Consider the following 18435-nt stretch of genomic DNA (forward strand, 5'->3'; position numbering starts at 1 on the left):
CTCCCAATGCTCTTGAAGACTCTCACGCAACCGCAGGAATGAAGATCGCACTGGATGTCATGGGGGGCGATTTCGCCCCGCAAAATCCCATAGGTGGCGTCAAGCTCGCCCTCGAGTCGCTGCCAGCCATCACCAAGCTTTTTCTGGTGGGCGTTCCGGACGCTATTGAGGCTGAACTGAAGACTCAGGGCATTTCCAGCCCGAAACTGGAGATCGTCCCCGCCAGCCAGGTGGTGGAAATGTCCGACAGCGGGCTGGACGCCGTGCGCAAGAAGAAGGACAGCTCCATCAGCGTGGCTGTGGACCTCGTCAAGGCAGGCAAGGCGGACGCCGTCGTCAGCGCCGGGCACACCGGAGCCGCCGTCACCGCCTCCCTCATCAAGATGCGCACGCTCTCGCACATTGAGCGGCCCGCCATCGCCTCCATCATGCCCTCCCTCACCAAGCACTGGGTGCTCATTGATGCCGGGGCCAATCCGGACAGCGAGCCCAGCCACCTGGTGCAAAATGCCATCATGGGCAGCGCCTTTGCCCGCCATGTGCTGGGCCGTCAGAACCCGACCGTCGGCCTCATGTCCAACGGCACTGAGGAGGAGAAGGGGAATGCGCTTTGCAAGGAAACCGGCAAGCTCCTTCGCCACACCGCAGGCATCAACTTCATCGGCAACGTCGAAGGCCATGACGTCTGGGAAACTCCGCCGGATGTGGTCGTTTGCGACGGCTTCACCGGCAACGTCATTTTGAAAAACGCCGAGGCGCTGGCCCACACCATCTTCAGCATGGTGAAGAGCGAAATTAAGAGCGGCTTCTGGACGAAAATCGGCGGCCTGCTCGCCAAGCCCGCCTTCAAGCGCGTGCACCATCGCACCAACCCCGATGAAGTCGGCGGCATGCCGCTGCTCGGCCTTCGGGGCATCACCATCATCTCCCACGGCAGCGCATCTCCGCTTGCCATGAAGAACGCCATCCGGCAGGCTTGCGAATCCATCCAGCATCAGGTGGGGCCGCACATCGAGGCCGCCGCCACTGCCCATTCCATCTCCCTCCATGCCCGCTCCTAGTTCCCAGTCCTTTTGCGCTTCCAGCATCATCGGCACCGGCAGTTACATGCCTGAAAAAGTGCTGACCAACGACGACCTCTCCAAGATCGTTGACACTTCAGACGAGTGGATCACCTCCCGCACCGGCATCAAGGAGCGCCGCATTGCCGCGGAAGATCAGGCCACCAGCGACCTCGCCGCTGAGGCCGCCCGCCGCGCCATGGTCAGCGCCGGCGTCTCTCCGGAGGAAATCCAGCTCATCATCGTCGCCACCGTCACGGCGGACATGTTCTTCCCCTCCACCGCCTGCTTTGTGCAGAAGAAGATCGGAGCCACCAACGCCGTCTGCTTCGACATCTCCGCCGCCTGCTCGGGCTTCCTGTATGCCCTCCAGGTGGCACGTCATTTCATCAATACCGGAAACCGCACCACCGCCCTCGTCATCGGCGCGGAAAAGCTCAGCAGCCTCATCAACTGGCAGGACCGCAACACCTGCGTGCTCTTTGGCGACGGTGCAGGTGCTGTGGTCATCCGCCGTGCCGACGAGGAAACCGAGGCGCCCGGCCGCGTGCTCTCCACCGTCATGGGGACAGACGGCACCCTGGCAGACGTGCTCAAGGTCCCCGGCGGCGGCTCTGCCTGCCCCATCACCCCGGAAAACGTGGCATCCCACCCTAACACCATCCACATGGAAGGCCGCGAGACCTTCAAGCATGCCGTCACCCGCATGCTGGAGGCCTCCCAGCAGGCCCTGGAGATGGCCGGGCTGAGCCCTTCAGACGTGGCCCTAGTCATCCCGCACCAGGCCAATGCGCGCATCATCAGCGCCATCGCCGAGCGCCTGAACCTGCCGCTGGAGCGCGTGTTCATGAATCTGGACAAGTACGGCAACACCAGCGCCGCCACCATCCCTGTCGCATTGGATGAAGCCAACAAGGCAGGCCGCCTCAAAAAGGGCGATGTCGTCCTCCTCGTCGCCTTTGGCGGCGGCTTCACCTGGGCCAGCTCAGTGGTGCGGTGGTAAATGACCGCCCTCCTTCTCTGAGCGACTCCATAATCTCGAGGACTCCCGTTCCACGTGCAAATGAGGTGAAAGTGCTCATTGCTTAATGCAGGGCAGGCTGTCTGGTGAGGCATGTCGCAGCGTTTGAAAGGATTGACCTGAACTCGCCCGCTTTGCCACGGCGTATTGCTTTCTTGGGAAACTACCCTCCCCGGCTGTGTGGACTAGCAACCTTCACCCACGATCTTTGCGAAGCAGTCGCCGCAGCGGCCCCCTCCACTGAGTGCATTGTCGGCGCGGTCAATGACTGTCCTGAGGGCTACGAGTATCCGTCCCGTGTGCGCTTTGAGCTGCAGGAAAAAGACCTCGACTGCTACCGGCGGGCTGCGGATTTTCTGAACTTCAATAATGCCGAGGTGCTGTGTGTGCAGCATGAGTTTGGCATCTACGGCGGCCCGGCGGGCAGCCATCTGCTGACGCTGCTGAAGGAGGTGCGCATGCCGGTCGTGACGACCCTGCACACGATCCTGGGGCAGCCAAACACAGCACAAAGGCATGTGATGGAAGAACTCATCCGCCGCAGCGACCGCTTGATCGTGATGGCGCGCAAGGGGGCGGACATCCTGCGCGACACCTACGCCGTGCCAGACGCAAAGGTGGACATCATAGCCCATGGCATTCCGGACATGCCGTTTGCCGATTCGGACATCTACAAAGAGCAGTTCGGCGTGCAGGGGCGCAAAGTGCTGCTGACCTTCGGCCTGCTGGGGCCGGGCAAAGGAATTGAGCATGTGATCGAGGCGCTGCCAGAGATCGTTCGCAGGCATCCAAATGTGGTGTATCTCGTGCTGGGAGCCACGCATCCGCATTTGCTGGCGCGTGAGGGCGAACGCTACCGCCTCAGCCTCGAACGACTGGCTGAGGACTGCGGTGTGAAGGAGCACGTCATCTTTTACAACCGTTTCGTGTCTCTGGAAGACCTGAAGGAATTTATCGGAGCGACGGACATTTACCTTACTCCTTACCTTAACGAGGCGCAGGTGACCTCCGGCACGCTGGCCTATGTTTTTGGCGCTGGAAAAGCCGTGGTCTCCACGCGCTACTGGCATGCTCAGGAACTGCTGGCAGACGGGCGTGGCGTGCTGGTGCCGTTTCGCGATCATGCGGCGATCTCCGATGGCGTTTGCAGCCTGCTGAACAATCCGGAGCGCATGCGGAAGATCTGCTTGGATGCCTACGCGCTGGGGCGGGATATGATCTGGCCGGCCATGGCTGGACGCTACCTCGAATCCTTCCAGCACGCACGTGCAGACCGCAAAGCCGCGTCCCGCACGGCCTTCGCCGGCTGGACGCTGGACAACCGCTCTGGAGACCTGCCGCCGCTGCGCCTGGACCACGTCATGCGCATGAGCGACAGCACCGGCATTTTTCAGCATGCGATCTTCACCGTGCCAAATTTTCACGAAGGCTACTGCACCGATGACAACGCGCGTGCCTTCATCCTGTGCAACATGCTGGATGAAAACGGCGGTGGGCCACCTGTGGAAAACCTCAGCAGCTTGGCAACGAGCTATCTGGCCTTTCTGGCTGCCGCATTGAATTACACGACGGGGAGGTTCCGGAACTTCATGAGCCATGGACGGCAGTGGCTGGAGGATGCAGGCAGCGAGGACAGCCATGCGCGAGCACTCTGGGCCACGGGTAATGGCGCAGGACGCTCCCGCAACGAGGGGCATCGCCGTCTTTCCGCACAGTTGTTTGTTCGCGGTCTGGCCGCCGTAAGCGGCTTCACCTCCCCCCGTGCATGGAGCTTCACACTGCTGGGCATCCATGAATACCTGCGGCAAAACGAAGGCAGCGCGGAGATCAGCGCCATGCGCGTGATGCTCACCCGCCGTCTAGTGCAGCGCTGGAAGTATTCCGCCACGGATAAGTGGCCCTGGTTTGAAGACAGCGTGACTTATGAAAACGCCCGTCTGAGCCAGGCGCTGCTCCTCAGCGGACAGTGGATGCCGGATGCTGAGGCGCTGGAGATCGGCCTCAAATCGCTGCAGTGGCTCGTCTCCATTCAGAAGACACCCTCCGGCTGCTTCCGTCCCATCGGCAGCAATGGTTTTTATCATCGCGATGGCGCACGTGCCGACTTTGACCAGCAGCCGCTCGAAGCGCAGGCCATGGTCGCCGCATGCCACGAGGCCGCACGCGCTACTCAGGACGAATCATGGTCGCGCGAGGCAAAACGCTCTTTCGAGTGGTTTCTCGGCCGCAATGACCTCGGTCTTGCAGTGTATGACTTCACCACCGGTGGCTGTGGAGACGGCCTGCACCATGACCGTGTGAATGAAAACCAGGGCGCGGAATCCACCCTGGCCTTCCATCTGGCGCTGGCGGAAATGAACTGCGCCAAACAGCTGCACAGTCCCCCCTACACTTCATGAGTAACATCCGCCTGCGTCGTCACGAGATCACCCTGATGCCTGAAAGCGCACGCGTCATCATCCGCCCCTTCATCCCTGGAGACACCGGCCGCATCACCACGATCATTGGTCGTGCGCTGGCGCTGTCAGAGGAGGAGGTCGTTCGAGAGCTGGACGTGGTGCGTCACGAATTTGCGGCACGGCATTTCGACATCGCCAGCCTGCTGCAGATCCACTTTGAGAAAGTGCGGCATCATGTCTTTACACACAAGCCTCTTTCGCTGGAGCGGCAGCTTCTGATAGGTGCGCTGTTCTCTGGCGAGTACGCACTCGAGTCTGCGGCTATTTTCAATCCATCCATCGTCCCCCACCCGGATCAAAGCGGAGCGGAGGAAGGCGGGCTGCGTTTTGTGATGAGCCTGCGCGCCACCGGGGAAGGCCACATCTCGTCCATCGAATTTCGCGCAGGCTCCATCTCTGCGAAGGGAGCCATCACGCTGGATCCAGTGTCACGATTTGTCACCGTGCCGGAGATCGTGCCGAATCCGAGCTACAAGAAAAAGCGCTTTGTGATCAAGCTCTCCGAGATGGGCTTCGACGACCAGCACGCCACCGCTGTGATGGGGCCTCTGTCGGAGAACTTCACCCGCAGCGATCTGAACAAAAGCGTGGGCACCGTGCGGCACGCGGCGCAGCCTGCGACGCGTGACCTGACACGGACCTTGGAGTGCCTGCAGTGGCTGGCAGACTCAAACTACGAGCTGCGATTCTCCGAAAAACTGGCCATGAGCGAGCGCATTATCTTCCCCGTGTCCCCGAATGAGACGAACGGCATCGAGGATGCACGCTTTGTGCGCTTTCTGGAAGACGACGGACATGTGATGTACTACGCCACCTATACCGCCTACAATGGCCGCGCCATCCTGCCGCAGCTTATCGAGACGGAGGATTTTTTGAATTTCCGCATCCTCTCTCTGAATGGCAGCGCCGTGCAAAACAAAGGCATGGCGCTCTTCCCACGGCGTGTTGCCGGGCGCTACGCCATGCTCTCGCGCCAGGATGATGAGAACCTCTTCATCATGTTTTCAGACAGCCCCCATCACTGGAGCGATCCCCAGATCATACTGCGTCCGTGCGAAATGTGGGAGTCGGTGAAAATAGGCAACTGCGGCTCTCCCATAGAAACCGAGGCGGGCTGGCTCGTCATCACGCATGGCGTCGGCCCCATGCGCAAATACTGCATCGGTGCGGCGCTGCTGGACCTGAACGACCCCGCCAAGGTGATCGGCCGCCTGCGTGAGCCCCTGCTGGCCCCTGAGGGCAACGAGCGCGAGGGCTATGTGCCCAATGTCGTTTACAGCTGCGGCTCCATGCTTCACGGTCGCGATTTGATCCTGCCCTACGCCATGAGTGACAAGGCTTCGGCCATCGCGAGCATCTCGCTGGACGAATTGCTCGAAGAACTGCTGGCAAGCCGACAGTGATGCTCCGGTGTTGGAAAAAATGAACGGAACCGCACGCCTCTTGCGTGGGATGTGCGCCGCTGACCTCTGGTTTTTGAGGGTTTTGCAGCCCTTTGCGGTCGTGGCCCATCCCTTTTCACTTTCCACTTCTCTGTAACCCGCCATATTCTGCACCCCTTTTTGCCCTCTTAGATCATGGCCTCCAAGCGCATCGTCCTCAAATTCGGTTCCGGCATCCTCACGCGCAAAGACGCTCCAGAGCCTGATCCCGTTCAGCTGCGCAAGCTCGTGGAAGCCGTCGCTTTGCTGAAGCGTGCCGGGCACTCGGTGGTCGTCGTCAGCAGCGGCGCCGTGGCCTCGGGGCTGAAGCCGCTGGATTTCAAGCAGCGTCCCTCAGACGTGACCACCCTCCAGGCGCTGGCCGCCGTGGGGCAGACGCACCTCATGCACGCCTACGAGTCCCTGCTGCGGGATCACGGCCTGCACGTCGCTCAGCTTCTCGTCACACATGAAGACTTTGAAAACGCTGACCGCGCCCCGCGCGTGAAGGCTGTGCTGGACCGCCTGATGGAGTTCACCCAGGTCGTCCCCGTCATCAATGAAAACGACTCCGTCGCCATCGAAGAGCTGCGCTATGGGGACAACGACAAGCTTTCCTCCCGCGTCGCGCGCTTCTGGGGCGCGGATGTGCTCATCCTGCTGACCAGCGCCCCCGGCCTGCTGCGGGACATGAAGAAGCCCGAGGAAGGCCCGATTCCCGTGGTGGCGGACGTGGACGAGGTGATCCACCACGCCGAAGAGGAAAAATCCGCCCTCGGCACCGGCGGCATGATTTCAAAACTGCGCGCCGTGCAGGACGCGGTGCATGGCGGTGTGGAGTGCATCATTGCCTCCGGACGTCATGCCGAGCAGATTCCCCTCCTCATCGAAGGCCAGGGCATTTGTACGCGCTTCCCGGCCTCTCATTCGTAATCCTGATTCATCATGGCATCTCCAGACATCGCCACCCTCCTCATCCACTGCCCGGACCGCCCCGGCCTTGTGCATGATGTCACCGGCTTCATTTTTTCGCATCAGGGGAACATCATCGACCTGCAGCAGCATATCGATGAAGAGCAGAACGCCTTCTTCATGCGCCTGGAATGGAGCCTGGAAAACTTCACGCTGGAGAATGAGGAGATCGAGGCACGCCTGCAGCCCCTGGCACGCCGGCATGAAATGCAGATGCGCCTGAGCTTCGCCAGCCAGCGCAAGCGCATCGCCCTCTTTGTGACCAAGGAGAACCACTGCCTCTACGACCTCCTTGCACGCCATGAGTCCGGTGACCTTCCTGTGGACATCCCGCTGATCGTCGCCAATCACGACACCCTGCGCCCTGCGGCGGAGCGTTTTGGCATTCCGTTTCATCACTTTCCCATCACGAAGGACAACAAGCTCTCACAGGAGGCGGCTCAGATCGAACTGCTGCGCCAGCACCGCATCGACACCGTCGTGCTCGCCCGCTACATGCAGATCATCAGTCCGGCGATGATCGCCGAGTTTCCGCATCGCATCCTCAACATTCACCACAGCTTCCTGCCCGCCTTCGTCGGCGCCAAGCCCTACCATCAGGCCTTCCAGCGCGGTGTGAAGATTATCGGTGCCACCAGCCACTATGTCACGGCTGACCTTGACGAGGGCCCCATCATTCATCAGGATGTTATGCGGGTCAGCCACGAGGACAGCGTTCACGATCTCGTCCGCCTCGGGCGCGATCTTGAGAAAACCGTTCTCGCCAAAGCCCTCTGGTGGCATGTGAGAGACCGGGTGCTCGTCTTCAAGAACAAGACCGTGGTCTTCGACTGAGGCTGGGCCGCTGCCACACGGTGGCGGCCTATTTCTTCGCCTTCGCTCCGCTCGATTTGGCAGCGGAATCCTTGGCAGCACCAGACTTCGTCGGGTCTGCGGCTGGCACACTAGGTGGGAGAGTCACTGGCGCTGTGGCAGGCGGCTGCAGGGCAGGATTCATCGCCGGAGGCGTCAATGTTCCCGGAGTGCCCGGGGTGGCAGCGTCTGCGGCTGGTGGCGGCACCACCGGCGGCGGTTCGGGCTTCTTGAACGGGTCCTCCCACACATGCAGCGCATAGCCAGCCCCCAGTCCGCCGACTTCTCCCAGCAGCGCCTGGCATTTTTCCTGCCATTTGGCCAGGTTCGGTGCGCTGCGTTCCTTTTCGGCAGTGCCCGGAAAGATGAGATAGGTGACCTTCAGGTCACTCTCCGGGCGGATGTAAGGAGTCGCCTTGGGATTGATGGTTTTGGCCATCAGCAGCGAGGCCTCGCCCATCTTGAAGCTCGGGCCGTAGTCACCGCAGATGGCAGGATAGATTTTTCCTTCGTGAATGACGGCGGCGTAGTCGCCGATCTGCGGTGTGAATTTGTTCTGGTCCGCATAGCCGCGGAACAGCAGCGAAAGGACGATGAAGGGGTCCTTGTCCGCGATGAGGCTGCTGCGCACTTTGAAATCTGCCACCTCAAGCTTGAGCTGGTCGATCATGACCTTGAGCTCCCGGTTGCGTGCAGTGCTCAGGCCTTTCTTCGCGTACTCATCCTGGGCTTTTTGCAGGCGCTCCTCCCATCTGGCCAGGAGCGGATTCGGGGTCTTGCTCGTTTTGGCCCAGGCATAGCTCGTGAAAGGCTGGTAGTAGTCTGAAAGGTAGATGTACTCATCCAGCGTCGGCATGCGGTCACCGTCTGAACCGTCGGCCACGACGTCCATTTCTGACTGGATCAGCAGGGCACGGCGCTGCGTGGCCGGGTGGGTCAGTTCGAGGATCGTCTCGGTGTCATAGAAGTTGTGACGGTCCAGGATTTTGTTCAGCCGCGTCAGGTCGTTCTGCACCCGGCTGGTTTTGTTTTCGTACAGCTTGTGGTAGAAGCCGCTCACCTTCGCCGCCTGAAGCATCACCTCGAGTCCGGGCAGCATGGTGGGCAGGTTTTTGTTGATGCGCGAAAGCTCGTCCAGAGTCTGGTTTGCCTTCGGTACCCGGATGCTCAGCTGGAATTCCGCCTTGTAAGCTTCGGGATCAAGCCGCTCCAGGCTGGCGAAGCCGCCCTGCTCGGTGATCAGGTTCGTTTTGACGGTGATGCCATTGAACAAGGTGGCCACATCAATGTCTTTGCGCGGGATGTATTTCTCCGGCAGCGGCGGCTGGACTTCGCGTATGACCTCCTTGGTCACTTCTTTGACCACGGGCACCTCTTTGATCACATCACGCATCACATCGCGCGTGACGACGCGTTCCTTCGTGCTTCGTGCGGAGGCCACGATGTCTTGGATGCCTTTTTTGATCTTGCCGGCAAAAGGGGTGAATGGCAGCACCAGGGCAATGACCAGGGTCAGCAGAAACAGCACTTTGATGAGGGAGCCAAAGCACCCGCGTTTCGGACGCTGAGAGCCTGGCTGGGGAAGGGGGGGCTGTTTGGTTTCCGAAGACATACGCGTGTGGGAAATCTAACCACGTTTCAGCACCAAGGCCAGCGCATCATCCTTCTTCCAGACGGCCTTCTTTGAGAAGCAGCCGGCGGTCGCCCCTTTTGGCCAGGGTCTGATCATGCGTGACAACGATGAGGGTCTTCCTGGCCTCATCGACCACCTGCATCAGCATGTCGATGACGCCGCTGCCCGTGCTTGCGTCGAGGTTGCCCGTGGGCTCGTCGGCATAGATGATGCCGGGGTTGTTGATGAGCGCCCGGGCGATGGCCACGCGTTGCTGCTCCCCGCCTGAAAGCTCCGTGGGCAGGTGCTGGAGGCGCGCGCTGAGCCCCACTTTGTCCAGCAGTTCGCGCGCACGCTCTTCGGCTTTTTTGCCGCCGATCATGGCCGGAAGCACCACATTTTCCAGCGCCGTGAGTTCCGGCAGCAGAAAGTAATGCTGGAAAACAAATCCCATGACTTCGTTGCGCGTGCGTGCGCGCTCCGCCGCCGCCGCTTGGTACAATGAGCGGCCATGCACCAGCACATCTCCCGAAGTGGGCTGCTCCAGCCCTCCTAGCACGTAAAGCAGGGTGGTTTTGCCAGCGCCAGACTGGCCGCATAGAAACACCTTTTCCCCGGCGGCGACTTCGACATTGACACCACGCAGCACGGGCAGGTCATGCCCGGGGAGATGGTACGTGCGGTGCACATCGTGTGCGGCGAGTGGGGCTGCTTCCTGGCTCATGTAAATAAGGTGCGCACGCTCCGCAGATGCCACGCGGCGTCAAGGCAGGATGCCCGCCAGGGTGCGTTGTTTGAGCGCTTCATACATCACGATGCCTGCCGCCGTCGCCAGATTCAGGCTCCGCGTGCCCTGCATCGGGATGCGCAGGCACTTCTCCGGCTGGATCACGGAGGCCGGAATGCCCCGGGTCTCCGGTCCGAAAACGAGAAAAATTTCCTCCGCTGAAAGGTCGGCCTCCCAGTAGGTCTGCTCGCCCTGGCATTCGATGAACCAGCAGGCAGCCCCGGCGGGCTTCTCGGCGGCAAAGGCCTCCCAGTTGTCCCAGACCCTCACATCCACCTCGGGCCAGTAGTCCAGGCCGGCGCGCTTGAGCTGCTTGTCATCCAGGCTGAATCCAAGCGGCTTGATCAAATGCAGCCGGGCATTGGTGGCCAGACACAGCCGCCCGATGGCCCCCGTGTTGTGCGGAATTTCCGGCTGAAACAGGACGACGTTCAGCATGCGGCCTCAGCCTTTGAACACAAAGAATTTCCGGCAGATGAAATTGACCAGTGTGGATGAAACGATCAGCAGGAGCTGCGCAACGAAAGTGCTGATGCCGTACCACTTGATGAGATAAGGTCCGGAGACCAGGCCGATGCCAAAACCAATCGAACTGATGGTGGAGAAGTAGATGAACTCCAGCACCCGGTGATGCCGTCCCGGAGTGAAGACCCAGAGGGAGTTGGTCACATAGGCAAAGATGTTGCCAAAGAAGAAGGCAATGATGTTGTTGTAGATGCTGTTCACTGCGCGCACCGCATCGGTCACACCGCTGTCCACCAGGGCGGGATACATGCCCCAGCGGGAGAGGGAGTAAAAGATCACCTGGGTGATGGTCAGCGAGCCGATGCCGCAGATCCCGTACTTTATGAACTGGACCAGCGGATCGGTGTCGCGAATGTTCAGCCGTGCCCAGATAGCACGCCAGTCGTTCTCGCGGAAAAATGAAAGAGCCTCACCGATTTTTGACATCATCAGGTGAGGCTCTCCGGGGATCGTTGCTCTGCAAGCAAAGATGCGCTGCGTTTAGTAGTAGTGGTAGTTGCCGTTGCGGTCGTAGTAGCCCTGCTGCTGCTGGCGTCCGCGGTAGCCCTGCTGCTGTCCCTGGTAGTATTGCTGCTGGTTGCGCTGGTCACGAGCATTGCCAATGGCGTTGCCACCCAGGGCACCAAGGCCGGCACCGATGGCGGCGCCTTCCAGGCCACGTCCGCTTTGGTTGCCAATGATGCCGCCGACGGCTGCGCCGCCAAGCGCGCCAATCACCGAACCTGTTTGTGCATTAGGGCCCGAGGCGCAGGAGACCAGCGAGAGGGCAGTGAGAGCTGTGAGGAGGGTTTTTTTCATATGTTTAGGATGTGAGTGACTGGGATTGGACGTTGGTTGCATCAGTAGTAGTAGCCACGACGACGGTCGCGGGCGTTGCCGATGGCGTTGCCGCCCAGGGCTCCGAGCGCGCCACCGATGGCTGCGCCTTCCAGTCCGCGTCCGCTTTGAGAGCCGATGATGCCGCCGACGGCAGCTCCGCCAAGGCCGCCGATGACAGCCCCTTGCTGGGCACCTGGGCCAGTGGCGCAGGAGGAGAATGTAGCAGCAGTGAGAATGGAGAGGATGAGATGTTTCATAATAGTGTTAATATTGTGATCAAGCAGACTGCTTTGTCGTTAAATACGACTGAATTGTTCATAAAGAAAAGAGAAATCCTCCTGCACACGGCAGGTTCTCGCCCGGAATATCCCCTCCATGAGATCTCCGGACACCCCCGGCTTTCTTTATTTGACGCGCATTCTGCCTGCGGCTACAAAGCCGTCCGCCTCCCCCCCTATCCAACTTCCTTATGCACGTGCGTTTCTTCCTTCGTTGCCTGTTTGCAGTTTCTCTCGTCAGCCTCGCCGCGTTACCGGCCAAGGCGGAGCAGCTCTCTCTGGATCATCCCTGTGCCGCGCTGGTGAAAAAATATCTCACCGCCGTCGTCCAGCAGGACTGGAAAACCGCATCCCAGATGCTGGTTCCTTCCTCCTTGGAGCGCCGCCAGCGTGAAACGGTCAACATCATCAAGTCCGCCCCCACCATGTCCGACGAGGAGAACATGCTCGCCGGTTACAACGTCAAGGGCGTCAGCGATCTTGAGAAGATGACCCCTCAGGAGTTTTATCAGGTGGATCGCGAGGCATGGCACAAGAAGCTTAAGCTCACTCCTGAGGCTACCAAGCGGAAGCAGGAAACCCTCAAAGTCATCGTGCTCGGACTCGTCGAGGAAAAGGACAAAGGCTACGTGCACGCCACCGTCCGCACTTCCCAGGAAACTCTCACCGACAAGATTGAGGAGCTCTTCCTCATCTCTTTCATCACCGATCCGGCCAATCCCAAAAATTACCTCATCTCCCCCGAGATGAAGGACCGCCCTGTCATCACCCCGCTTGATGGCTCCGCGCCCAAGGAAAACTGATCGTCACAGCAGCCCTCGCAGTGCGCTCAGGAGCACTTTGCCCAGATCGCTGCGAGGTATGGCATTCAAAGTTCGGACATCCTGAATCTGCTCAAAAAGCCTCAGCGTTTCGTTGAGGCCTTTTTGCATCTCCGCGGCTTCGCTCTCACTCATGCCGCTCACGGCCAGCACCAGCCGGCTCTCTCTGCGCGCGTCTGCCACATCGCACACCGCCGCATCCGCAGTGCCTCGACCGAGCTTGAGCCGCAGCGCTTCGATCCGGTCCTGAATGGGGCCCAGCGTCACGAGTTCTCCCAAAATTTTCACCGTCCCTGCCATACGCCCCATGAATCGCAGGCATCGCATGCCATCCGTTTCAAAAATCTCCACATGATCTCGCGTGCGCAGTCCCTCGCCAGGGATGTTCTCCCAGCGCCAGCAGCCTCCCTCCCGCACGGCGTAGCCTCGGGCGAGTGCAGGGCCGCTCACGGTCAGCACACCTTCGGCATCGGTGCGCACTTGCCAGATTGGCAGCACCTTCAGTGCAGAGCCCGGGCATGACTGGGCGGCCACACTTGAGCCCGTCTCTGTCATGGCATAGGTGCGGTGCACCTGCCAGCCCAGGGCCAGCGCCTCGGCCTCCAGCTCGGCATTCAGGGCGCCCCCGCCCACCAGCACCGCACGCATGCGCGCTGGTGCACGCAGTCTTGCGGCCACGAGGTCAAAGACCTGTGTGGGCACCAGGGAGGCCAGCGTGGCCTGGGTGCTCTCACACGCCTCCACAAAAGACAGCGCACTCCATTTTCCCTCCAGCCTGGAGACGGCGCTGCCGCTGAGGTGCGCCCGTGCCAGGATGCCGAAGCCTCCCACATGGTGGGTCGGCAGTGCGAGCAGCCAGCGGTCCTCGGCTGTGATGCCAAAGTGCCTGTTCACCGCATCTGCGGAGATCAGCAGCGCCTCCTTGGTCAGCCCCACCCATTTGCGCACGCCCTCCGTCCCGCTCGTTTGAAAGAAACACCAGCCTTGCGCCTTCAGCCCGTGCAGCGCCATTTCCGCCAGCCCCTCTGCCTCCGGTGTTGTTTCGGAGTTTGCCACCCACACACCGCCCTCAGTCCAGAATTCGGGCCCGGGTTTTACAGCCGTCTCCATGGCAAACCCTCCAGGACATCTCCAAAACCCAGCCCGCCGCCGCTGCGGTCCGCTGACAAACAGCCCCCATGGGAGGTCACACGCTCAAAGAACTCATCCTTCTCGAACAGATGCTCGGTGCACAGTCCGCAGAAATCCAGCGCCTGCCCCTCGGACAGCGCCACCGCCGCCTCATAGGCCGCAAACATCTGGCCAAAGGCATGATCCATCGCCGAGGTCAGCACTAGCGGCTGCTGCGGATGAGTTTCCGCCACCGTGCGCCAGTCACGCCGCGCCGGTTTCACCACCACCGCATCAAAGCCCTGCGTGCCGTCCTTCCAGCCCTTGTCCAGCGCCAGCTTCACCCCCCACTTTTGTCGCACAGCTTCCCAGGCCTCCGCGTTGTAAGGGAAGGGGTCCTCCACGAAATCCAGCGCACGGTACACCCGCAGCGGCATGAACTCGATGAACTTGCCAAACGTCAGCCGGTCCAGCACGCCGTTAAAATCCACGCGCAACCGCACACCCTGCGTTTCAAACCGCTTCGCGCAGCCTTCCAGAAAGCGCGTTGTCTCGCCGTAGTTCGCAAAACCCTTCGCCTTGATCGCAGGCCAGCCTTCCGCCAGCACGCGCTCCATCTGCGCCTCGGTGTCGGTGGCAAAGCTCCACGAATAGTGGCTGCGCGGGATCTCCAGCCCCTCAAACAAGCTCACGCCCGCACGCCGCGCCTCTCCGTCCAGCTCCGCACAGCGCAGCGCCATCGCCGTCACCGGAGTCGTGACTCCTTCGCTCAGCAGCCTCAGCTGCTCCTCCACCGGAGCATCGCCAAATTCCGGCCACGGATGCACGCAGCCGTAGCCTCCGTTCACGCAGATCAGCGCTCCCGCAAACACTCTCCTCACGGAGGCCGCATTCAGTGCCACCCCGCTGCGCAGCAGGTATTCATGGTAGTAGATGGGGGCGTCGGTCATTCGGGTATGGGACTATACATCATAGACCGCCTGTCTGACCTCTTCCATAAAAGCCTTTCTTCACCGCATCACGTCCGCACTCTTCACGATTCCCCAGCTTATGAGTACGGCAAACAGCAGAAGCTGCCCCCCGCTCATGGCCAGCAGGCGGTTGTGCCCGCGGCCAGGCGGTTCGGCGATCACCCGCCACGCGACAAAAAAACCGATGGGCAGTGTGATCAGCGGCAGTGTGAAAGCCCTTGGCCAGCCCTGCTGAAACCAGTAAACGCCCGCTGCATGCGCTGCGGCTAGGAGTAACACAATCTCCGCCCGTGCAAACCCCACGCCTAAGCGCACCGCCAGCGTCTTTTTGCCGGTCTGCCCGTCCTCCGCGACATCGCGCAGGTTGTTGATCGCAATCAGCACCGTGCTCAGGCAGCCGATTTGGAAGCCGGCCACCACCGCCGCCACGTACCATTCACCCGTTTGCACAAAGGCCGTGCCCGTCACCGCCACAAAGCCGAAGAACAAAATCACAAACAGCTCGCCCAGTCCGCGATACGCCAGCGGCACCGGCCCGCCCGTGTAGCCAAAGCAGAAGTAAAGCGACGGAATGCCGATGAACAGAATTGGCAGCCCCCGCGCCTCAAACAGCGGCACCGCCAGCAGTGTCGCCACCGCCAGCATCAGCCACGCCGCCAGCTTTACCGCCTTCGGCGAAGCCACACCGCTGGCAGTGATACGCCGGGGCCCGATGCGCGCCTGCGTGTCCGCACCCTTGATCGAATCCAGCGCGTCGTTGAAAAAATTCGTCGCTATCTGCAGCGCCCCGCAGCTCCCCAGCGTGCAGAAAGCCAGCCACCAGTCGAAATGTCCCGAGATTTTCGCCGCCAGCGCACATCCCACCACGACAGGAGCAATCGCAGCCCCCAGAGTTTTAGGGCGTGCGGCGGCGATCCAGTCAAAAAGGTGAGGCATGAGGTGGAAGGAATGACGAATTCCTGACCCACCGCAAACTCTTCGTCATTACTTTGGCATCTCCACCTGCCCATTCGACATCAGGTAGGCGATCAGGTTCTTGACGTTTTCATCTCCCAACGCGGAGAGCAGTCCTTCGGGCATCAGAGACATGGGCAGCTGCTCCTGCTTCACGATCTGCGTGCGCTCGATGACGATGCGCTCGGCAGGCGTCTGCACCGTCAGCGTGCGCTCCGTCTGCTCGGGGATCACCCCGGTGATGGTGCGGCCGTCCTTGAGATTGAGCACGCTCACACGGAAATCCGCCGGCACCACGGCGCTGGGGTCCAGAATGTTTTCAAGCAGGTACTTCAGATTGTGGCGGTCGCTGCCCGTCAGTTCGGGCCCGATGGCACCACCCTGGCCGTACATCTTGTGGCAGGCGCTGCAGACGGCCGTGAAGATCATGCGGCCTTTGGACGGGTCAGCCTTGGCCAGCGTGTCCTTCGTCAGCAGTCCTTCCCATTTCGCAAACTCCGCCTTCTTTGCTTCCGGTGTGTCACGAATCTCGCCCCAGGCTTCGGTCAGCAGCTTGGTCAGGGATTCATCTCCGAGGCTGCGGATCTGCCGTGCCTGGAAGGGGGAGATCGCCGTCGTCGGCACCTTCTTGTCCTTCACCGCCTCCAGCAGCGCCTTGGCGTAGCTGGGGCGTGAGCTCAGCGTCGCCACCGTCGCGGCCTGCTGCTCCTCGCTGCGGCCCGGCCAGGGGTTCAGCATGGCTTTGGGGATGTTCGGGTCATCATAAGCGGCCAGCGCCTTGCGGGCATCGGTCCCCAGCACCTTGTCATTGATCTGGCCGCGTATCACCGCCAGCAGCTCCGGCTTGGCGCTGCGTGTCAGGCTCTTGAAGGCGTTCAGGCGCGCATTGGCGTCGCCCTCCGAATTTTTCACAATGGCGATCAGTTCATCCGAGGCACGGCCGCTGCCAAAGACCATGGAGAGTGCCTGAATGTTGGCGGTGCGGGTCTTGGCCTCTTCGGCGTCTCCTGCTTTGTCGGCAGAAGCCTTGGTCACAAACTCATCCCAGCCCTTCGGCTTCTTGGCAGAGCTGAAGCCATCCAGCCCAGCGGTGATTCCGGCGAGCACGTCTGTCCGGGCTTCGGGGCTGTTGTTCATCAGCGCAACCAAGGCATCCACCGCCTCAGGCTTTGCCTCGATCATCTCCGCAATCCGGCGGGCCACCAGCCTGCGCATGGTTGGCAGTTTTGCTTCCTTGATCAGCTCCACGCCCTTCATCGGATCGGCGGCCACAGCGGGCTCGATGCCATACCACACCATCAGCGGCTGCTGGCGGTCGTCTGCGTCCTCGGCGTGCCTGGACAGAGCCGTAGCGATAGGCCAGCGTTCTTCAAGCGGAAGGCGTTGCATGTCGGAGGCTGTTTGCAGGCGCACGAGTCCGTCCTTGCTGTCGGCATCCGCCAGTCCGCGCAGCGCACGCGGGGCAGGTCCGGCACCCTTTTCATACTGCTGCTGCAGTTCCATGCGGGCCCACCAGTTGTTGTCTGCGGAGCGCTCGCCTTTCTTGGGCTCCCCATACACAATCTTGTAAATGCGTCCGCTCGTCCGGTGCACGCCGTCGTTGTCGTGGCATTCGCCGCCGTCGCTCCAGTCGGAGACGATGACGTTGCCGTCGGGACAGGTGAGGAGGTCGATGCCGCGGAACCACTTGTCCTTGGCCTTCATGAAATCAGGCGCATGCTTGCCCACGTAACCGCAGCCCTGACGCTCCAGCTTGTCCACATTGATACGGTTGCCGTGCAGGTTGCAGGTCAGCACGGCGCCTTGGTACTCCTTGGGCCACAGACCGCCCTGGTAAATGAGCATGCCCACGTGGGCGTGGCCGCCGCCGAGCTCGTCGGTCTTGGGGCTGGCGCCGCTTTTGCGGATGTCACTCCACTTTTCCGCGCCGGTGTCCCAGTGGAAGTGGTCGGCGGTCTGCTCGATGACTTCATACACGTGCGGATTGAGATGCGTGCCAAACATGCGCCGGTAGTACGCGCCAGGGATGGCGTGCCAAAGGTGGCCGATGACGGTGTTGATGAAGAAGAGATCGCCATTGGCCGTCCAGTCATGGCCCCAGGAGTTGGTGCCGCCGTGGCAGACGGTTTCCAGGATTTTTTGCGTGGGGTGGTAGCGCCAGATGGCGCAGTTCATCCTCACCCGCTTGTCAGCCGGCGTGCCGGGCGCGCCTACCGCGGAGGTGTCGGTAATGCCGTGACGGCCATACAGCCAGCCGTCCGGGCCCCAGCGCAGACCGTTGACGATGTTGTGACCGATGGTTTTCACATTGAATCCGTCCAGCAGCACCTCGGGCTCCCCATCGGGAATGTCGTCGCCATTCTTGTCGGCGATGAAGCTCAGCGTCCCGTTGTTCAGCACCCACACGCCGCCGTAGCCGATCTCCACGCTGGTCAGATAGCTGCCGCCTTCCCAGAAGACCTTGCGGCCGTCGTGCTTGCCGTCTCCGTCCTTGTCTTCCAGGATGATGATGCGGTCCCGCAGCTTGGTGTCCCAGCGCATGGGGTTCTCGGCATAGGTGTAGTTTTCCGCCACCCAGAGTCGGCCCTTCTTATCCCAGCTCATCGCAATTGGCTGCTGCACATCCGGCTCGGCGGCAAACACCACGCACTTGAAGCCCTTCGGCAGCTCCATCGTCCGCGCCACCTCTTCCGCAGGCATGGGGTCGCCCTTTTCGGTGTTGAAGGGTTTGGGAAACTCGTCGGCCAAAGTGGCGAGAGTCGAAAAGGACAA

Annotated in this window: 17 protein-coding genes; 7 read left to right on the plus strand and 10 right to left on the minus strand. The window is 61.1% G+C overall.

Annotated elements, in window-relative coordinates; translation table 11 throughout:
- The first annotated feature begins 38 nt into the window (after positions 1 to 38).
- From plsX to purU, 6 genes are all read left to right on the plus strand, one after another.
- Positions 39 to 1061 carry a phosphate acyltransferase PlsX gene (plsX, locus tag ACFQDI_RS12665; protein WP_377167061.1) on the plus strand — a complete coding sequence of 341 codons (1023 nt, stop codon included), beginning with the start codon at positions 39 to 41 and terminating at the stop codon, positions 1059 to 1061.
- A complete protein-coding gene (locus ACFQDI_RS12670; protein WP_377167063.1) occupies positions 1048 to 2064 on the plus strand; it encodes a beta-ketoacyl-ACP synthase III in 1017 nt (338 codons plus the stop codon). Before plsX ends, ACFQDI_RS12670 begins: the two co-directional genes overlap by 14 nt.
- Positions 2065 to 2237: 173 nt before the next feature.
- Positions 2238 to 4481: a glycosyltransferase family 4 protein gene (locus ACFQDI_RS12675; protein WP_377167065.1), complete on the plus strand. Its 2244-nt coding sequence runs from the start codon at positions 2238 to 2240 to the stop codon at positions 4479 to 4481.
- Positions 4478 to 5944 (plus strand): glycoside hydrolase family 130 protein, encoded by a 1467-nt coding sequence (locus ACFQDI_RS12680; protein ID WP_377167067.1) that lies wholly within the window; start codon positions 4478 to 4480, stop codon positions 5942 to 5944. The genes ACFQDI_RS12675 and ACFQDI_RS12680 overlap by 4 nt, the downstream gene beginning before the upstream one ends.
- A 174-nt stretch (positions 5945 to 6118) precedes the next feature.
- Complete coding sequence (gene proB / locus ACFQDI_RS12685; protein ID WP_377167069.1) at positions 6119 to 6895, plus strand: glutamate 5-kinase; 777 nt, start codon at positions 6119 to 6121, stop codon at positions 6893 to 6895.
- Between the two features lie 12 nt (positions 6896 to 6907).
- Positions 6908 to 7768 (plus strand): formyltetrahydrofolate deformylase, encoded by an 861-nt coding sequence (gene purU / locus ACFQDI_RS12690; protein ID WP_377167071.1) that lies wholly within the window; start codon positions 6908 to 6910, stop codon positions 7766 to 7768.
- Between the two features lie 28 nt (positions 7769 to 7796).
- Here the strand turns inward: purU and ACFQDI_RS12695 are convergent, their stop codons facing one another.
- The 6 genes from ACFQDI_RS12695 to ACFQDI_RS12720 are packed head-to-tail and all read right to left on the minus strand — an operon-like array spanning position 7797 to position 11786.
- Positions 7797 to 9398 carry a glycoside hydrolase family 75 protein gene (locus tag ACFQDI_RS12695; RefSeq protein ID WP_377167073.1) on the minus strand — a complete coding sequence of 534 codons (1602 nt, stop codon included), beginning with the start codon at positions 9396 to 9398 and terminating at the stop codon, positions 7797 to 7799.
- 46 nt (positions 9399 to 9444) lie between these two features.
- On the minus strand, positions 9445 to 10122 hold the full coding sequence (locus ACFQDI_RS12700; RefSeq protein ID WP_377167075.1) for an ABC transporter ATP-binding protein: 678 nt from the start codon (positions 10120 to 10122) through the stop codon (positions 9445 to 9447).
- 39 nt (positions 10123 to 10161) lie between these two features.
- Positions 10162 to 10623, minus strand: coding sequence for a tRNA (cytidine(34)-2'-O)-methyltransferase (locus tag ACFQDI_RS12705; RefSeq protein ID WP_377167077.1), 462 nt, complete (start codon positions 10621 to 10623; stop codon positions 10162 to 10164).
- Positions 10624 to 10629: 6 nt separating this feature from the next.
- The gene (locus ACFQDI_RS12710; protein WP_377167079.1) at positions 10630 to 11139 is read right to left on the minus strand and encodes a GtrA family protein; all 510 of its coding nucleotides are present in this window, start codon (positions 11137 to 11139) and stop codon (positions 10630 to 10632) included.
- 51 nt (positions 11140 to 11190) lie between these two features.
- On the minus strand, positions 11191 to 11508 hold the full coding sequence (locus tag ACFQDI_RS12715; RefSeq protein WP_377167081.1) for a glycine zipper domain-containing protein: 318 nt from the start codon (positions 11506 to 11508) through the stop codon (positions 11191 to 11193).
- Positions 11509 to 11549: 41 nt separating this feature from the next.
- Positions 11550 to 11786: a glycine zipper domain-containing protein gene (locus ACFQDI_RS12720; protein WP_377167083.1), complete on the minus strand. Its 237-nt coding sequence runs from the start codon at positions 11784 to 11786 to the stop codon at positions 11550 to 11552.
- Positions 11787 to 11998: 212 nt separating this feature from the next.
- On the opposite strand from ACFQDI_RS12720, the gene ACFQDI_RS12725 reads away from it, so the two are divergent.
- Positions 11999 to 12610 carry a hypothetical protein gene (locus ACFQDI_RS12725; protein ID WP_377167085.1) on the plus strand — a complete coding sequence of 204 codons (612 nt, stop codon included), beginning with the start codon at positions 11999 to 12001 and terminating at the stop codon, positions 12608 to 12610.
- Between the two features lie 3 nt (positions 12611 to 12613).
- Here the strand turns inward: ACFQDI_RS12725 and ACFQDI_RS12730 are convergent, their stop codons facing one another.
- From ACFQDI_RS12730 to ACFQDI_RS12745, 4 genes are read right to left on the minus strand one after another with little or no spacing between them, the layout of a single operon-like run.
- Positions 12614 to 13738, minus strand: coding sequence for an AMP-binding protein (locus ACFQDI_RS12730; RefSeq protein WP_377167087.1), 1125 nt, complete (start codon positions 13736 to 13738; stop codon positions 12614 to 12616).
- Positions 13723 to 14688 (minus strand): enolase C-terminal domain-like protein, encoded by a 966-nt coding sequence (locus ACFQDI_RS12735; RefSeq protein ID WP_377167089.1) that lies wholly within the window; start codon positions 14686 to 14688, stop codon positions 13723 to 13725. The genes ACFQDI_RS12730 and ACFQDI_RS12735 overlap by 16 nt, the downstream gene beginning before the upstream one ends.
- A gap of 60 nt (positions 14689 to 14748) precedes the next feature.
- Positions 14749 to 15645: a 1,4-dihydroxy-2-naphthoate polyprenyltransferase gene (locus tag ACFQDI_RS12740; protein WP_377167091.1), complete on the minus strand. Its 897-nt coding sequence runs from the start codon at positions 15643 to 15645 to the stop codon at positions 14749 to 14751.
- A 48-nt stretch (positions 15646 to 15693) separates the two neighbouring features.
- Positions 15694 to 18435: a PVC-type heme-binding CxxCH protein gene (locus tag ACFQDI_RS12745; RefSeq protein ID WP_377167093.1), complete on the minus strand. Its 2742-nt coding sequence runs from the start codon at positions 18433 to 18435 to the stop codon at positions 15694 to 15696.

It is taken from the genome of Prosthecobacter fluviatilis (assembly GCF_042655725.1).
In the GTDB taxonomy this organism is placed as follows: domain Bacteria; phylum Verrucomicrobiota; class Verrucomicrobiia; order Verrucomicrobiales; family Verrucomicrobiaceae; genus Prosthecobacter; species Prosthecobacter fluviatilis.